This is a genomic window from Bacillus sp. BACIII (assembly GCF_057836745.1).
On sequence record NZ_CM174437.1, the window covers coordinates 3,428,838 to 3,444,831 of the forward strand.

General features: G+C 47.8%; 17 protein-coding genes. 4 read left to right on the forward strand and 13 right to left on the reverse strand.

Translation table 11 applies throughout. From position 1 onward, the window contains the following. Positions 1–84: 84 nt before the first annotated feature. The 5 genes from ACXN9U_RS16850 to ACXN9U_RS16870 all read right to left on the reverse strand — a co-directional run bounded on the left by ACXN9U_RS16850 (position 85) and on the right by ACXN9U_RS16870 (position 4,203). Positions 85–1,410: a UDP-glucose dehydrogenase family protein gene (locus tag ACXN9U_RS16850; protein WP_060964089.1), complete on the reverse strand. Its 1,326-nt coding sequence runs from the start codon at positions 1,408–1,410 to the stop codon at positions 85–87. A gap of 198 nt (positions 1,411–1,608) precedes the next feature. Continuing rightward, a complete protein-coding gene (locus ACXN9U_RS16855) occupies positions 1,609–2,373 on the reverse strand; it encodes a tyrosine-protein phosphatase (RefSeq protein WP_489201945.1) in 765 nt (254 codons plus the stop codon). 48 nt (positions 2,374–2,421) lie between these two features. Further along, the gene (locus ACXN9U_RS16860) at positions 2,422–3,063 is read right to left on the reverse strand and encodes a CpsD/CapB family tyrosine-protein kinase (protein WP_489202507.1); all 642 of its coding nucleotides are present in this window, start codon (positions 3,061–3,063) and stop codon (positions 2,422–2,424) included. A gap of 34 nt (positions 3,064–3,097) precedes the next feature. Next, positions 3,098–3,844 carry a protein-tyrosine kinase activator TkmA gene (gene tkmA / locus ACXN9U_RS16865; RefSeq protein ID WP_016937692.1) on the reverse strand — a complete coding sequence of 249 codons (747 nt, stop codon included), beginning with the start codon at positions 3,842–3,844 and terminating at the stop codon, positions 3,098–3,100. A gap of 215 nt (positions 3,845–4,059) precedes the next feature. Then, positions 4,060–4,203 carry a YwzD family small protein gene (locus ACXN9U_RS16870; protein ID WP_014471134.1) on the reverse strand — a complete coding sequence of 48 codons (144 nt, stop codon included), beginning with the start codon at positions 4,201–4,203 and terminating at the stop codon, positions 4,060–4,062. A gap of 203 nt (positions 4,204–4,406) precedes the next feature. Between ACXN9U_RS16870 and ACXN9U_RS16875 the strand changes: the two genes are divergently transcribed. Together ACXN9U_RS16875 and ACXN9U_RS16880 are read left to right on the forward strand one after the other, a co-directional pair. Next, complete coding sequence (locus ACXN9U_RS16875) at positions 4,407–6,017, forward strand: SWIM zinc finger family protein (RefSeq protein WP_489201946.1); 1,611 nt, start codon at positions 4,407–4,409, stop codon at positions 6,015–6,017. Continuing rightward, positions 6,004–8,778, forward strand: coding sequence for a DEAD/DEAH box helicase (locus ACXN9U_RS16880; RefSeq protein ID WP_060964085.1), 2,775 nt, complete (start codon positions 6,004–6,006; stop codon positions 8,776–8,778). Before ACXN9U_RS16875 ends, ACXN9U_RS16880 begins: the two co-directional genes overlap by 14 nt. A 112-nt stretch (positions 8,779–8,890) precedes the next feature. Here ACXN9U_RS16880 and ACXN9U_RS16885 read toward each other — a convergent pair whose 3' ends face one another. The 4 genes from ACXN9U_RS16885 to ACXN9U_RS16900 all read right to left on the reverse strand — a co-directional run bounded on the left by ACXN9U_RS16885 (position 8,891) and on the right by ACXN9U_RS16900 (position 11,529). Continuing rightward, the gene (locus ACXN9U_RS16885) at positions 8,891–9,748 is read right to left on the reverse strand and encodes a Cof-type HAD-IIB family hydrolase (RefSeq protein ID WP_489201947.1); all 858 of its coding nucleotides are present in this window, start codon (positions 9,746–9,748) and stop codon (positions 8,891–8,893) included. After that, positions 9,745–10,527 (reverse strand): transcriptional regulator GlcR, encoded by a 783-nt coding sequence (glcR, locus tag ACXN9U_RS16890; protein ID WP_016937688.1) that lies wholly within the window; start codon positions 10,525–10,527, stop codon positions 9,745–9,747. Before glcR ends, ACXN9U_RS16885 begins: the two co-directional genes overlap by 4 nt. Positions 10,528–10,736: 209 nt before the next feature. Next, a complete protein-coding gene (gene ssb / locus ACXN9U_RS16895) occupies positions 10,737–11,078 on the reverse strand; it encodes a single-stranded DNA-binding protein (RefSeq protein WP_045926379.1) in 342 nt (113 codons plus the stop codon). 97 nt (positions 11,079–11,175) lie between these two features. After that, positions 11,176–11,529 carry a hypothetical protein gene (locus ACXN9U_RS16900; RefSeq protein ID WP_060964082.1) on the reverse strand — a complete coding sequence of 118 codons (354 nt, stop codon included), beginning with the start codon at positions 11,527–11,529 and terminating at the stop codon, positions 11,176–11,178. 172 nt (positions 11,530–11,701) lie between these two features. On the opposite strand from ACXN9U_RS16900, the gene ACXN9U_RS16905 reads away from it, so the two are divergent. Beyond that, positions 11,702–12,112, forward strand: coding sequence for a YwpF-like family protein (locus tag ACXN9U_RS16905; protein ID WP_016937685.1), 411 nt, complete (start codon positions 11,702–11,704; stop codon positions 12,110–12,112). Between the two features lie 45 nt (positions 12,113–12,157). Here ACXN9U_RS16905 and mscL read toward each other — a convergent pair whose 3' ends face one another. Both mscL and fabZ read right to left on the reverse strand, forming a co-directional pair. Next, entirely contained in the window at positions 12,158–12,553 is a 396-nt protein-coding gene (gene mscL, locus ACXN9U_RS16910) for a large conductance mechanosensitive channel protein MscL (protein ID WP_049627557.1), read from the reverse strand. A 56-nt stretch (positions 12,554–12,609) separates the two neighbouring features. Continuing rightward, positions 12,610–13,035, reverse strand: coding sequence for a 3-hydroxyacyl-ACP dehydratase FabZ (fabZ, locus tag ACXN9U_RS16915; RefSeq protein ID WP_003151242.1), 426 nt, complete (start codon positions 13,033–13,035; stop codon positions 12,610–12,612). A gap of 195 nt (positions 13,036–13,230) precedes the next feature. On the opposite strand from fabZ, the gene ACXN9U_RS16920 reads away from it, so the two are divergent. Continuing rightward, on the forward strand, positions 13,231–14,295 hold the full coding sequence (locus ACXN9U_RS16920; RefSeq protein WP_060964081.1) for a tetratricopeptide repeat protein: 1,065 nt from the start codon (positions 13,231–13,233) through the stop codon (positions 14,293–14,295). Between the two features lie 20 nt (positions 14,296–14,315). Here the strand turns inward: ACXN9U_RS16920 and ACXN9U_RS16925 are convergent, their stop codons facing one another. Together ACXN9U_RS16925 and flhO are read right to left on the reverse strand one after the other, a co-directional pair. Continuing rightward, positions 14,316–15,137, reverse strand: coding sequence for a flagellar hook-basal body protein (locus tag ACXN9U_RS16925; protein WP_029575297.1), 822 nt, complete (start codon positions 15,135–15,137; stop codon positions 14,316–14,318). 24 nt (positions 15,138–15,161) lie between these two features. Continuing rightward, a complete protein-coding gene (gene flhO, locus ACXN9U_RS16930; protein ID WP_047475848.1) occupies positions 15,162–15,959 on the reverse strand; it encodes a flagellar hook-basal body complex protein FlhO in 798 nt (265 codons plus the stop codon). Positions 15,960–15,994 lie beyond the last annotated feature (35 nt).

Here is a 15,994-nt window from a genome sequence, read left to right on the forward strand (position 1 = left end):
AAAGGAGCCGGTTATCAATAACCGTCTCCTTTGCCGTGTATTATCATTATAAATATGATAAAGGCCGGCGCGGACGCCGGCCTTTCAAGTGACAGAATCAGTCTGAGGCAGGACGGCTCTTCTTCCGATTGAGATATATTCCACGCCCGCCTGTTCCGCTTCTTTAAGCGAGTGGCAGTTTCTCCCGTCGAAAATAACCGGAGTTTCCATCAGCTCTTTGTAGGCTTCAAGCGGAAAATGCTTAATATCTTCCCAGTCTGTCAAAATCAGAACGGCATCCGCTCCCCTGACCGCTTCCTCTATAGACTCCCGATAGGAAACCCCGGCCGGAAGCAGCTCGGAAGCCCGGAACGAAGCGATCGGATCGTACGCCGTCATCCGGGCGTCAAGAGCCGCCAGACGATCCGCAATGACAATGGACGGCGCATCCCGCATATCATCGGTATTCGGCTTAAAAGACAGCCCTAATAACGCAATGGTTTTTCCCGTAACTCCGCCAAGCCTGTTCAGCACTTTATCAACCAGCATGGACTGCTGGTTATTGTTGACTTTAATGACGGACTTCAGCAATTCAAAATCATGCTCCACATGTCCCGCGATCTGCACGAGGGCATTTGTATCCTTCGGAAAGCAGGAACCCCCGTAGCCTATGCCGGCTCTTAAGAATTGATTGCCGATCCGTTTATCCAATCCCATTCCGTATGCGACTGATTCCACATCCGCACCGACTTTTTCGCATATATTGGAGATTTCATTAATAAAACTGATCTTTGCCGCTAAAAAAGCGTTCGATGCATATTTGATCATCTCGGCGCTTCTGATATCCGTATGATAAACCGGAATGGCAAACGGCGCGAAAACCCGGTCAAGCGTTTCTCCCGTCTGCCGGTCTTCAGTTCCGATTACGATGCGGTCGCCGTGAAAGGTATCGTGAATCGCCGAACCTTCACGGAGAAATTCCGGATTCGAGGCGATTGAAATATTCACGTCCGATTTCAGCCGTGAATGAATAACTTCGCTGATCCTGTCATTCGTTCCCACGGGAACCGTGCTTTTTGTCACGACGATCGCATCTTTAGAAATAGATTCGGCAATCCGTTCGGCGACATTTTCAATATAGGTAAGGTTTGCGTGCCCGTCTTCTTTTTGCGGCGTTCCGACCGCTATAAAAATAACCTCTGCTTCCGCAAGCCCTTTTTCATAGCTCGTTTCAAAGGCCAGCCGATGCCGGCCGATGTTTCGTTTCATCATATCTTCAAGGCCCGGTTCAAAGATAGGGGATATTCCCTTTCTCATCTGCTCAACCTTACGTTCGTCAATATCTATGCATGTTACGTCATGGCCGATTTCTGAAAGAGACACTCCTGTCACAAGACCGACGTAGCCTGTTCCGATCACTGTTATTTTCATCGTGTTCCCCCAACCGTTTAGAAATTGCTGCTGGGCAGCTTACCGTTATTAGCATATGATCCCGGCGCCGGCAGAATGCCGGAAGCCTGCGGTCATGATAGAAAAAACGGTGCCGGCCGCTGATTATAGCATAAGCATAAAAAGATCATCTTGCAAAACAGCCGCTTATGCTTCATTTAAACGGGATAGGGAAGTTGGTTAAAAAAGACCCCAGCGCTTACGGCGGGCCACAGGCAGCGGAGGTTCCTTATAAACGGCTTTGTTTTCAACGAGAAGCGTCGCGTTTTCCGTAAGCATGTAAATCAGCTCCGCCCCGGCTTCTTTTTTCAGAACGCCGAGCGCCTCCTGATAATAAAAATGTCTCGATCCGAGATTATGGGCGTCAGATGCGAGAAAGTGGATCAAATTCGCTTCAATAAGCTGCAGCGAAAAGCTCTTCGCTTTCCGCCCGAATGCTCCGGCAAGGCAGCCGGCCGTCACTTGGGCAGCAGCGCCTTTCTTTACGAGACTGTAAAGGACGGACGGGTTTTCGCGGATTTCTCTGTTCCGCTCCGGGTGGGCGATGACAGGGACATATCCCCTCAGCTGCAATTCATAAAATAACCGTTCGGCGTAGGCCGGAACATGATCGGCCGGAAACTCCGCCAGCACATACTTTGTATCATGGAGCGGGATAAGCGAGCCGCTTTGAAGACCTGCCAGCAGATCTCCGTCTGTTCTGATTTCCTGGCCGGGCAGAACGGTGAGCGGAATGCCTTCCTTATTCAAACGTTTGTTTAACAGTCTGACCGCTTCTTTGACCGTATGCCGGTCCGTGTCATAGCGGTATTTCACGTGATGCGGCGTCGCAATAATCGTATCAATTCCCTGTCTGACCGCTTCTCTCGCCATCTCGAGGCTTTCTGTATCATCCGCCGCGCCGTCGTCTATGGAAGGAAGGATGTGACAATGGATATCTATCATATTTTAATCCCTCCTTCTTAAAAAGAATGGACCGCGCCCATTATGACATCACTGTCCATAATAGGCGTAGTCCGAGTGTTTCGTTTGTTTTTTCCCGTTCATCACGGCCCCGAGGAGCTTGCACGGGCAATAATCGAGCACTTCTTTCGCCTTGGCCGCTTTTTCCTTGTCCGTTTTCCCGCTTGAGATCACCATAATGGCCCCGTCAGTATAGCTGCCTAATATTTTCGTATCGGCTACGGCCAAAACGGGAGGCGTGTCCAAAATCACCTTATCATAAACAAGGGCTGCTTCTGAGAGAAGATCCCTCATGGCACCCGTCGATAAAAGCTCCGCCGGATTAGGCGGGATCGGCCCGCTCGTTAAAATATCGAGATTGGCTTCCTCAGCCCGCAGGACGGCTTTCTGAAACGGAATCTGTTGTAACAGCAGCGACGTTAAACCGGTTCCGTTATCCAATTTGAAGGTGAAGTGAACCGTCGGTTTGCGCAGATCCGCATCAATTAAAAGTACTTTTTTCCCCTGCTGGGCAAAAACGACGGCAAGATTGGCCGCGGTAGTCGACTTTCCTTCTTCCGGACCTGCGGATGTGATTAAAAGGGACTTCACCTCCGTATCGACGGAAGAAAATTCAATGTTTGTACGGATCGTCCGATATTGTTCCGAGTTGATGGACTTCGGCTCTGACATCGTAATCACGCTTCGTTTTGCCGGCTTGTCTTTTTTACGCGTCAACTTGTCCGCCTCCCGCTTGTTTGGTTTCTGCCATCCTCAAATTTTTGGCAACGCTGTCTTTTGCGCTGATTGAAGTAACCGTTCCCAAGACCGGGATGCCGAGCAGCGATTCCAGCTGTTCCTCCGATTTGATCGTATTATCCAGATGTTCCAGCAAAAAGGCGAGACCGATTCCGCCCAAAAGTCCGGCAGCAAACGCAATCGCGATGTTCAGCTTACGGTTAGGCTCTGCCGGTGACTGGCTGTCCGCCGCTTCGGCCTTTGAAAGAATGCTGACATTATCCACGTTCATGATGGCCGTGATCTTGTCCTGAAAAACGGCTGCAACCGTATTTGCCATAACGGCCGCCCGCTTTGCATCCGTATCCCGCACGGCGATCGTCACGACTTGTGAATCCTGCTCGCTGGATACCGTGATTTTTGATTCCAGCTCTTTCGAAGTCATGGACAGATTCAGCTCTTTAATCACCTCATCGAGGATAACCGGGCTTTTGATGATGACATTATACGTGTTGATTAATTGGAGGTTGGTTTGAACGTCATTGAATTGGACTTCTTTTTGATTGTTTTTAGATTGACTGACCAAAATTTGCGTTGAATTTTCATAGACCGGCGTAAGAGCGAAGAAACTGATGAGTCCGCCTGCGGCAGATGCCGCCGCGGTGATAATAAGTATAAACAGCAGACGCTTTCTCAGTATTGCGAATATTTCTTTAATGCTTGCGGATTCTCCCATATAACCTCCATATCACTTTCCGTGTATTCCTATTCCCTCCAATAACTTTTCCAATTACGATTATACAGCTTTGAACTGTCATTTCTAACCTTTTCAAATGACAATATTCGACAAAAATACACAAACACTTCTATTCGGTTTATTTTTGTAAGCGTTTTAAATACTGGTATCGCAGGAAGATTAAAAAAGTCCCGCGGTCAAGAGCCCGCGGGACTTTATGTTGCATATCCATTTTTAATATGAGAAATCAAATTCTCAAGCATTTCTTTTGTGGTCATCTCAGAGGACTGCTCACCGATGTCGTGCGCATGCATTAAAATCTTCAGAAACTCCTCTTGATCTAACTTCGTTTTCTTCATCATTCGTTTCCTTTCGGCTTCCATTAAATTGAAAACAAGATTATTATATGCTGTCGGGTGCTGTTTTGCAATCTCTAATACATCATTCGACACACTCGGGTTTTTATGTCCTTTTTTAGGAAAAACTTTTTCCGGACCATGTGTTGCGATATAATAGAGGAATTGGAATCTTTTTATTTTGTGACTCGTTAGGAGCGATAATCATGCTTCAGGATATGATTGCTAAAGAAGATGTGCTCGCAGCGGCTGAACAGCTTAAAGAACTTCTTCCTTACAATGAAGACAATGTTCAGCTGATGAAGAAAGCACTCATTTTATATCGGCAGGATTCCGTCTATCGTATACAGGTTCAAACCCCGACAGAGATTTCCGCGTATGTGCAGGATGTTGTGCCTGTAAGGGTCACGCTGAACTTATTTTTTATGGTGAAAAGCGGCTGCGCATGCCCGTCTGAGGCGATCTGCCGCCACGTGCTGGCCGTTTTTCTTTACGTATATGCCCAATTTGAACGGGTCGGTTCCTTTACCGAGCATTGGCTGGAAAGAGAAAAGCTTGAGGAAAGCAAGGAGCTTGTCCGCCGGCAGTTTCAGGAAAAAGTGCTGCCGAATGAAGAGTCGCTGTCAAGCTGGCTCGCTTTTTTTGATTCGGAATTCTCGCTGTGGGAGGCGCGGACGCCGGCCGGAAGCCAGACGATGCAGGGGCTTTATTACGGCTATTTGTCAGCTCTCAAAAAACATGCCCCGAAAAAACCCGAGCTCAAAAGCTTATATCAGATTCATTCAGCGCTTGCCGTCTGGCTTCACATGTTTACTTTGATTGAGTCTGGCAGACTGGATGCCGAAAAAGATTATTACAGCATCAACCCATACGTCGAACAGCTGATGGATACGATTTACTCCTCCATTGACAGACTGAAAACGTATGCCCTGTCTTTCTCGCTTGATCCCTTTTTGGACCGGACGCCTCCAGTGATCCGCAGGCTTCTGCTGAAAGAAGAGCTTTTTCAATACGAACGCCTCCGGGTATTCGGCGAAGTTTGGAGCGCGCTTTTGAACCGGCCGAAATGGGTCGCGCGTGAACAGGAGATTCTCGCACAGGAAAGCGGACGCCGTTTTTCGCCGGAAGTACGGTTCGGCCGGCTTCATTTGGCCTTTTTGCAAAAAGATGATGCAGCGGTCTTTGAAGATATTTCACGCTTCCCTTCCGAAGCGCTGCCTTATACCTTTCAATGGCTCAGTGAGCTCACCGCGAAAAAAGACTGGAAACGGCTGAAAACATGGTACGGTCAGATCGAACCTCTTGCCGTAAACTACACGAAACTTGATAAGCCGTTTAAAGAAATGCGCGATATTATCGGAGAGCTGTTTGTGCTGCTGGCGGATTATGCGCGGCACTCACGGGATGATCAGCTGTTTGAACGGTTTGCCTCCGGCTGCCTTCCCTATACCTTTACAGAGTACAGCCAGTATCTGTACGAAAAACGGCGGTATGCGGAGTGGGTGGAGATTCACAGCCTCGTCGGTTTTTCCGTCTGGGAAATCGAAAAGGACATTTTGAAGGAAATTGCCGCCAATGATCCGGAAGCGCTCATCCCCTCCTATCACCGGGCGGCGGCCTTTTTTATCGATCAAAAAAACCGCAGCGCCTATAAAGAGGCTGCGCGCCATCTGAAAAAACTGCGGACGCTTTATAAAAAGGCAAAAAAACAGCAGGTTTGGGAGCGGTATATCAGCCAGCTGAGCGCAAGCTACAAGAGGCTGCGCGCCCTTCAAGAAGAATTGCAGAAAGGAAAGTTGATTGATGGCGAGTCTTAAGGAAATTTTCATTCATGTAGAACAAATGGAAGATTGGACATTTACGCTGTCAAGCCATGACGAGAAAGAACAGCCGCTTACGCTCAGTCAGATGAAGACTCATCTGTTCCAATGGCATGAGTCCACCTTTTACGGAACGTTTCTTGAAGACGTCAGCTTCATCGGCACCCCGGCCGTTCTGCTCAGCCCGTGGATGACCGTCGAGCTGCTCGGAAAAAACTCGTTCAATTCATTCAGCACCGTTCAGCTGACAAAGGAAACGGAACCATTAATCGAAGCGGCTTCGACGATATACGAATTTATAGCCGACGGCGATTTTCTTCCGGATTATGAGGCTTGGCAAAACGGCGTCCTGCGCTTTAAAGACCGCGAGCTTTTGCTGGAAGGATTTACGGCTGACTGGTTCTCGGCCGCGGTTCAGGACTACATTCAGTACAATGATGACCTGCGGGAAAAATGGCAGCAGATCGAAACCCGTTCGCCGGCCGTTCATACGTTTAAAGGCTCCTTTTTGGACGAAGATGATTTTCTCGAGGGAATCGGCTGGAATGATGATCTGACGCCGTTTACCGTCGGGCTGCGATTAAACGAGCCTGATTTTGACGGTGACGACTGGAAAATCGAAATGTTTTTACGCGAGAAAAAAACCGGAGCCATAACCTTTTTCGACGGACTGAAGGGGCTGAAAAAAGCGTGGCAGGCATACAGCGGAAAAATCGCGCGTGAACAGGACCGCTTCCGCCGAACGGTTCCCTGGCTTTCATTTGATTCGGGAACGACGCTCATTTCTGAAGAAGAGGCTTGGATCTTCTTATCAGAAGCGAGTGAGACGCTTGTCGATATGGGCGTGGAGATTCTTCTTCCATCGTGGTGGCAGATTGTCCGGGAAAGCAATATGATGCTCAAAGCAAAAGTGTCATCCTCCCCGCGGGGCGAGTCCTTTGTCGGCATGAACGCCCTGCTTGATTTCAACTGGAGATTCGCCACAAACGGAATTGAGCTGACAGAGGATGAGTTCAATGAGCTTGTCGCAAACAACAGACGTCTCGTCAACATCCGCGGCCAATGGGTGAAAATTGATCCGCAATTTATTAAACAGATGAAAAAACTGATGGAAAAAGCGGAATCTGAGGGTCTCCACATGTCCGACGTGCTGGCGCGCGAACTGATGGATCACGGGGAAAACGGAGCAGAGGACACGGACATCATTGACTCATCGGCATTTGCCGGGGTCAAGATCGAATTATCAAAGCAGCTCAGAAGCCTGATCCGCAAACTGACGGATGCCCGGGATCTGCCGGAGCATGAAGTCAGCGCCGCGTTTCAGGGCCAGCTCCGCCCTTATCAGGTGTACGGCATGAACTGGCTTCTCTTCCTGCGGGAAAACGGCTTCGGCGCCTGTCTCGCAGATGATATGGGACTTGGAAAGACGATTCAGATGATCGCTTATTTTCTCCATGTGAAGGAAAGCGGCCGGCAAAAAGCGCCTGCCTTAATCATTGCGCCGACATCGGTGCTCGGCAACTGGCAGCGTGAGCTCCAGACCTTCGCGCCGCAGCTGAAGGCCGTGCTTCATTACGGACCCCGCCGGCCGAAGGAGGAAGCATTTGTCCCGGCCTATCAAGACGCAGATGTCGTTCTTACTTCATACGGCCTCTCGCACGCCGATCAGGAAGAGCTTTCTTCCGTGACATGGAGCACTATCTGCCTTGATGAAGCGCAAAATATTAAAAACGCGCATACGAAGCAGTCCCGCGCGATCAGAAAGCTGAAAGGCGTCCATCATATCGCGCTGAGCGGAACACCGATGGAAAACCGCCTGACAGAGCTTTGGTCGATCTTTGATTTTATGAACAAAGGCTACCTCGGCAGCCTGACCGGCTTTCATAAACGCTATGTGCTGCCGATTGAAAAAGACCGTGACGAAAAAAGAATCAACAAGCTTCAGCAGTTAATCCGGCCGTTTTTACTGCGCCGGACAAAACGGGATGAAGAAGTGGCGCTTAATCTCCCTGACAAGCTGGAACAAAAAGAGTTTATCCCGCTCTCGGCCGAACAGGCCTCCCTTTATGAGCAGCTTGTCAAAGATACATTTGAACATATGGCTTCTCTGACCGGCATGCAGCGGAAAGCACTGATTCTGAGCATGCTCGGCCGCTTGAAGCAAATATGCGACCATCCTGCGCTCTATTTGAAGGAAGAACAGACAGAGCTGTTAAACGGGAGATCCGTCAAACTGGAAAAGCTGCTTGACTTAATGGCGGCGATCCGCGGACAAGGGGAAAGCTGCCTCATTTTCACCCAATACATTCAGATGGGCAACATGATGAAGCGCCTCCTGGAAAAAACATTCGGAGAGCCTGTTCAGTTTTTAAACGGAAGCCTGTCCAAGCAGGAACGCGATTCCCTTGTAGAACGGTTCCAGAAGAAAGAATACCCGACGCTGATTTTGTCACTGAAAGCGGGCGGAACCGGCCTGAACCTGACGGCTGCCAATCACGTCATTCACTATGACAGATGGTGGAATCCGGCGGTGGAAAACCAGGCGACCGACCGCGCCTACCGAATCGGCCAGGAGCGGTTCGTCCACGTGCACAAATTAATTACGACGGGAACGATTGAAGAAAAAATTGATGCCATGCTCGAAACGAAGCAAACGCTGAACGATCAGATTATCCAAAGTGAAAATTGGATCACCGAGCTGTCATCCGATGAGCTTGAAGAATTATTCACCCTCAGCGCATCGGCGCAATCACATTAAACGCAAAAAGGCCGGCTCTCTCGGAAGAGCCGGTCTTTTATGCCGTCCTTACTGTTACGCCGCATTTGCCATGAATGCGTCACGCCAGTCGTGAACAGTATCGCCAAACCTTTTAAAGTAAATTCCTGATCATATGCGCAACGCCGTTTTGATCATTTGTCAATGTAACGGCGTCAGCGATCTCTTTAATGTCTTCTCTCGCATTTCCCATCGCTATGCCTTTTCCGGCCGCCTGAAGCATTGAGTAATCATTTAAGCTGTCACCGACCGCTGCGGTTTCAGCCATCGGAATGCCGAGCTTTTGCGCCAGCCGTTTAAGCGCCTGCCCTTTAGAAGCATGTCGCGACGACAGTTCAAAATTGTGATCGGCAGAGCTGACAAGGGTGAGGTCTTTCTGATCGCTGAATCGGTCCCAGCCCGCTTTCAGCTTCCGCTCATCAAACGAAAACCCGAGAATATTGTAAAAATCCAGATGTTCTTCTTTCTCAAAGAGCTCACGGTATGATTGAATGTAAGCAAAGCCCGACTGGCTGTATTGCACAGAAGCCGCCTGCTCCAAAATAGAAAGGTCGGTTTCCGGATTGGCGCTTTTTACCCGATCCATTTCGATATCGAGCAGCTGCCTGCCGGTTTCAGGCGTATAGATGGCTTTGTTTGTAAACACCTCATAGTAATATTGATTCTCTTCAAGCCAGGACAAAATCCCCCGGGCCCTTGTTTCTTCAATCGCATCACAATGGTACAGGCTGCCGTCAGGAGCATGAATGGCGGCTCCGTTTGCACTGATAATCCAAGTTTTTATGCCGAGCGGTTCGAATATGGAGTGCACGTCAAAATGCGCGCGTCCCGTGGACACCACGATTTCAATTCCCGCTTGCCGGGCTTCCCTTAAAGCCCGCTCGTTTTCATCGCTTACTTGATGACTGCTGTTCAGCAGTGTGCCGTCCAGATCTATGGCAATCAGTTTCACATGTCCTCATCCTCTTCTTCAGAATCAGTTACAAGCAATTCTACGCCGTGCCGGTCGAGCAGATCACAAAAATCCTGATCAGGCAGCCGATCGGTGATCAGCAGGTCAACCTCGTGCAGGTCTGCATATTGATAAAAACTCGTACGGCCAAGCTTGGAATGATCGCTCAGCGCAATCACCTGTTCCGCCTGCCGGATCATTTTACGCTTGACCATGCCGTCTTCTTCATGCGGTATCGTCAGACCGTTTTCCGAGATGCCGACAACGCCGATCAGCACCTTATCGGCGTGATAATCCCCCAGTTTTTCTACCACAGAAGCGCCGTATAAAAACCGGTGTTCCTTTTGCAGCTTTCCGCCGAGCAGATGAATGTCAATTCCCTCTTTTGCAGAGAGGATATCGGCCTGATTGATCGAATTTGTAATAACAGTGCAGCCGGTGACATTTAAATGTTCGGCGCAGGCCTGCACGGTTGTGGAGGTATCCAGGATGATCCGGTCTCCTTTATGGATCAGGGAGGCGGCCAGTCTGCCGATTTTGTTTTTCTCTTCAGAAACGGTTTTCAGCCGGCCGGAATAGCCAGGCACTTCCTGATGCACAGACGGCAGAATCGCGCCGCCCCGTGTTCTGATAATGGCTCCGCGCTCTTTCAGCTTGACAAGGTCCCGTCTTGCGGTGTCTCTTGAAATATGAAGCAGCGAACATATCTGTTCAGCGGTGATCCGCCGATGCTGTTTCAAATATTCCATTATCGCAATCAGTCTTTCTTCTTGATACACGTCCTCATTCCTTTTTTCGTCACTTATCTGTAAGTAATTATAAGTTTTTATCTTAAAACATTCAATTATTTTAAGTGTTTATAAGCAAAATCACTTCTTTTTAACCATTTTTTAGACCCCGAACCAAAAAACCAGTCTTTCGACTGGCGTATAGGAAGGGGGTATTGCGGGGCCCGCCAAAAGGCGGGGAAAAGAGGAAAAAAAGCATGTTATTCAGCCAGCGGCTCTTTCCGTTTTTGATCCATAAACCGAACGGTATCAGCCATGACCTCGGTCACATAAACTTTTACGCCGTCTGTCTTTTCATAGCTTCTCGTCTGGATTCTGCCGCTTACACCGACCAATGACCCTTTTTGGCAGTACAATGCTGTGTTTTCAGCGCTTTTTCTCCAAATGGTGCAGTTGACAAAGTCAGTCCCGGTTTCACCTGACGCGCTTTTAAAATTGCGGCTGACAGCCAAGGTAATATGAGCCACGGCAATGCCCGCTGATGTAAAACGGAGCTCCGGGTCTTTCGTCAGCCGGCCGACAAGCATCACGTGGTTAAACAAGCCGTATCCTCCTCTCTTTTTCGAGGGTGGCTTCATTGTAGTACAAGAGCTCCAGAAAGCAAAAAGCGGAAAAAACCGTTATCCGTTTATGCCTCTCTTATGATTTCGCTTTTCTTTCAGATAAAAAAAACTTTTTCTTTTGACCGCTTATGTAATATGTATTTTTGAGCAGCCGCGAGAAAAGTTTCGTTTTAAGCCAGTTTTTCTCAAACATCCTGACGAACTTTCCGCCGTCCCATGCGAACCAGTAAAAACTCAGCTTTTTATCAGTCAGCGAAAGCTGAATTTTATACTGTTCCATGCGGTCTTTTGTTTCATACAAAAAGACGACATTCCCTCTTCTGTTAAGATGCACCTCGCACTCTTCCTTTTTGGATACTAAGTAGGAATGATCGTCCTCCCGCCTTAAGCCGTCTTCTATATAAATTTCCTTCAGGCGCAATTGATTCATAAGCATCTCTCCATGACTATATTCTTTTACATTATAATGAAAAAATAGAAATGATTAAATGTTGACCGCCTACAAAAATGATGAAGCATGTCTTACAGCATTTTCCCGGAAAAAGTGATATGTGTTATAATAAATGAACGAAAAAACATGGACAACAGGGGTGAAAATAGAGATGAAGACCTTTAAACTGGTTGATCTGAATGTGGAACGTTTAGATAAAGACGATCGGCCGATTGAACAGTTTCCCCTTTTAGACGGATTGATTATCAATAAAGAAGACGGTGAAAACCATTGGTTAATTGAAGCTCTGGTGCCGGCCGAACACTTTTCTTTTTTTGACATGCTGATGAAAAGCCAGAAAGAAGCGAAGGTGTTTGTAACGATTACGAAAAAAAGCAACCGTCCCGCCCAGCTGACGGGAAGCATCAAAAATATCGTCGAGCTGGAAAAGAGTATACAAGTTTTAATTTACGGTCAAATGGTGTCAAGAAATCACCCCGGATCAGAAAGCATTCTGGAGTCGCTCGTGAAAGAAGGATATTCAGGCAGCCGGCTGATTGAAGCGTTCAAACAAAAATTATAATCATGAAAAAGGCCGGACGTTAATCATCCAGCCTTTTTTTATGCCCTAGTCATTGTGATGCGCCCGCTGTTTCAGCAGATCTCTGATTTCAGTCAGCAGTTCTGTCTGCTGATCTGTTTCTTCGGCTTCTTCCGCCTCTTCTTCTGCTTCTTTTTTACGTCTCAGCTTGCCTAATGTGCGAATCACGATAAAAATAGAAAATGAAATAATGAAGAAGTTCACAATCGTTTGTATAAAGCTTCCGTACTTGATATGGGCGTCGCCGAATGTCACTGCCAGTCCTGAAAAATCAAGGCCGCCAAGAAGAAGACCGACAAGCGGCATAATGATATCTTCAACGAGTGACGTCACGATTTTTCCGAAAGCGCCCCCGATGACAACACCGATTGCCAGATCCATGATATTGCCCTTCATCGCAAAGCTTTTAAATTCTGACCACATTACATTCACCCCATTCTACACGAAATGGGCTTTTTTATAAGCCCATTTGTTTATTTTTATTCTCCGAGCGCAAAGGTTAATTCGGCTTCACACACGAGCTCGCCGTCAACTTTGGCAACGCCTTTTCCGCGTCCGATCGTCCCGCGTGCACGTGTAATGTCCACTTCAAGCTCCAGCTTGTCACCCGGTTTTACCTGCTTTTTGAAACGGCAGTTATCAATCCCCGCAAAAAACGCGAGTCTGCCTCTGTTTTCTTCTTTAATCAGCATCGCCACAGCTCCGACCTGCGCCAAAGCCTCTACGATTAATACGCCCGGCATAACAGGGTATTCAGGAAAATGGCCGTTAAAAAAATCTTCATTCGCCGTCACATTTTTATATCCCGCCGCCCGTTTTCCTTCTTCGACTTCCGTAATTCTGTCTACCAGAAGAAACGGATAGCGATGGGGAATAATTTCTTTAATTTGCTGAGTATCAAGCATTCTCTTGACATCTCCTTCATCGACAATAGTATGTATAGAAGGTATAAGTGGTAACCAATCTGTACATTTGGAAGTATATTATGAATCAATTTCTTTTTCAACCGCGCTATAAACTGTAACCAGCTGGCAATGAGCCTCGTCCATTAATGTGTTATGATAAATAAAGATTTTTATCCTAAGCAAAGAGGTTGGAAGATGATTGCTAAGTTTACTGAGAAACGCACGCTGGTGATGCTGAATGAGTGGTATGACGCCATGGGAAAACGCCAATTCGATCTAGCCCGTTCCCTTCACGAACAAATCAATCAGCATCTCCCCAAATTACAAAAGAATGCAAAGCTCAATCTTAGATATCAGCTGTTTTTTGCACGGTTTCAGCTGCTATTTGAGAAAAAGGACGGCCTGAATAAACTGTTCTGTGAGCTGAAGCGGCGCAAAGATGAGATGGATCATGAATTAACTTATTATTTCCATTTTTTTAAAGGATTATTCCATATGGTGAACGGCACTCCGAACCGGGCTGTCTGCCGCTTTAAAGAAGCCGAACAGTACCTGCCGGCCATCCAGAACCGTATTGAAGCCGCTGAATTTTATTATAAAACAGCGGGTGCTTATTACATGATGAAGTCGCCTCCGCTTTCCATTCAATATGTCAACAAAGCGCTGAAGATCTATCAAAATGAATTCGGCTACATCAAAAAAACGCTCAGCTGCCAGCTGCTTCTCGCCGTAAATTACATAGACGAGGCACGCTATGAAGACGCTGAACAGCTCTTCAATGAATCCATAAAAATAACAGACCGCATCAATGACAATAACCTGCTGTGCCACGCTTATTACAATTTTGGTTTTTTAAAGACCGCTCAGAAAAAAGATAAAGAGGCGCTTCCTTTTTACAAAAAGGTATTGGGCAATCAGCGTTTTGAAAAGGAGTCTCCCGTTTCCTACCTTCATTGTGTATACGAAGCGGTCAGAGCACTTTTTAAAACCGGATGCCCCGCCGAAGGACAAACCGTGCTGCAGAAAGGATTATACATAGCTGACAAAGTGCAGAGCAACATCATGAAACTGAAGCTGGCCGCGCTCAAAACACTGTATACCTCTCAGGAGGATCCGTACGACCGATTGCAGAAGCTCGTGCTGGAGCTGCAGAAAATTGAAGCGTGGGTGGATTTGGAAGTGCTGCTTCAGGATATTACGGATTACTACAAAAAAAAGGGCGATTTTGAGAAAGCCGCATTTTTCATCATGCGCGGCTGATCAAAACGCCCCTTCTTTTATTATCTGACTGAGTTGATTAAGCCCAGCATTTGGTCTCCCAATGTAATCGTGCGGCTGTTCAGCTGGTAAGAACGCTGCGACACGATTAAGTCGGTCATTTCCTTAGACATATCGACATTTGAATTTTCAAGCGCCCCCTGCTCCATGCCGATCCCCTGCCGGTTTGCGCCAGTCAGCTCTTCAATCGCTGAAGCTCCCGCACCGTTTACGGAAAACAGATTATCCCCTTCCGCATGAAGCGCCTGAGGGTTATTGACATTGACGATGCCGAGATTAAACGTCTGGGAACGGGTCCCTGCCTGGTCTGAAGCTGTCAGAGTTCCGGTTTTGCTGATTTTCAGCTTAGTCAGCGAGCTGTCAATTTGGATGGGCTGACCGTTCTCATCGAGGATGGGATTGCCTCCCGCCGTCATCAGCTGCAGAACCCGGTTATTTCCGCCGGCCGGCTTGAGGGTGAGTGAGCCGTCCCTTGTATACACCCGCCGTCCGTCCGCTTCTGCCTGGAGATATTGATATGGTGATGTGAACGCGATATCAAGGTCACGGTCAGTTTTTTTGATGCTTCCCTGCCCTGAATCCAGCTGCGGCGTCATCATCGCTCCGGCGCCGAGACGCAGGCCGGGCGGTGTTTTCCGCATGTTCGGCGAATTTTCCTTTTTATCATCTATTTGATCATACTGCTGCCTGATCAGCTCGGAAAAGCGGGAGTCCCTCGCTTTATAGCCTGTCGTATCACTGTTTGAAAGGTTGCTGCTGACTGTATCCATCTGCTGCTGAAGCTGGTTTAAGGCTGTTGAAGCCGTCAGCATTGATCTGAGCATCATAATTGAACGTCCCCCATTTTATTACACTTTGCCGATTTCATTTGCGGCTTTATCCATGCTTTTATCGTAAGCCTGAATGACTTTCTGATTGGCTTCAAATGATCTGTATGCTTCCGTCATTTCTGTATACGTGCTTGTCACGTCCACGTTTGAAAGCTCCGAGACGCCTTGTTTTAAGGTATACGAGACTTGGGGATTCGCCGCCGCACTCGGCAGTTCAGAGCCGTCGGCCGTGCTGTATAGGTCATTGCCGTCCCGTTTCAGATTGCGCACGTCTTCTTCCATTCTGATGTCAATCTGCCCTGCCGGCCGGCCGTTTGTTGTGACCGTGCCGTTTTCTGATACGGTGAATTTTTCATTGTCGACTGTAATCGGCTGTCCGTTTGTTGATAAAACAAGATTTCCGTTTATCGTAAGCTGATTGTTTTCATTTAATGAGAAAGTGCTGCTTTTTGAGTAGCGGACGCCGCCCGCAGTCTGAACCGGATAAAACAGTTCGGCATTTTCATTCGTTTCGGCATTCTTGGGAACTTGATTCTCCATAAGCGCGATATCCGTCGGCTGATCGGTCGTTTTCAGGCTTCCCTGCGTGAACAATGGTTTCAGCTCCTGCATGTACACGCCTGTGTTGACGGAACCGATTTTCGTTTTTTTGTCGCCTTCTATTCGGCTCAAAAGCATTTCGGGAAAGGCGCGGATTGAACCTTGATCCTCTTTGTACCCTGATGTATTCGCGTTTGCGATATTATTTGACAGCATTTCCGTTCTTCTCTGCTGTGTAATCATTGCGGACGTTGCGGTATATAATCCTTTTAACAAGTCTTCCACCTCTGAAATAGCATGATTTCCAGTTG